2 protein-coding genes are annotated in these 561 nt (G+C 65.6%); both read right to left on the bottom strand.

What is annotated here, in order from left to right:
- Window positions 1-266: ATP-binding cassette domain-containing protein (locus tag AC3WLF_RS31345; protein WP_492359313.1), on the bottom strand; the 266-nt coding region annotated here is incomplete at its 3' end.
- Window positions 267-282: 16 nt separating this feature from the next.
- On the bottom strand, window positions 283-561 hold a 279-nt coding region (locus tag AC3WLF_RS31340; protein WP_492359312.1), incomplete at its 5' end, for an ABC transporter ATP-binding protein C-terminal domain-containing protein.

Here is a 561-nt window from a genome sequence, read left to right as displayed (position 1 = left end):
GGGCAATAGCCAATGCCGTAGTGCGCGATCTTGTGCGTGGGCAGGCTGATGGTCTCGTGGCCATTGACCTTGATCGAGCCCTTGCGCGCGCCGGTCAGTCCCATGATCGCGCGCAGCGTGGTGGTGCGGCCAGCGCCGTTGCGGCCCAGCAGCGTGACCACTTCGCCGCGGTTCACGGTCAAATCCACGCCGTGCAGGATGTGCGATTCGCCGTACCAGGCGTGCAGGCCCTTGAGCTCGAGCGCGGGTGTGTTGGATGTCGTCATATGTTCCCCGGCCCTCTCAGTGCGCGCCCTGCAGTTCCGCGTCGACGGTGCCCATGTAGGCCTCCATCACGCGCGGGTCCCTGGACACTTCGGCATACGGGCCTTCGGCCAGGATCGCGCCACGCTGCAGCACGGTGATCTTGTCGGCGATCGACGAAACCACGCTCATGTTGTGTTCCACCATCAGGATGGTGCGGCCCGCCGAGACCTTCCTGATCAGCTGCGTGACGCGGTCCACGTCTTCGTGGCCCATGCCCTGCGTGGGCTCGTCGAGCAGCATCAGCTCGGGCTCCAT

This window comes from Cupriavidus sp. FW306-01-F10A (assembly GCF_058782785.1).
Note: the sequence above shows the minus strand (reverse complement) of the source record. Positions and strands in the feature narration are given on the sequence as shown.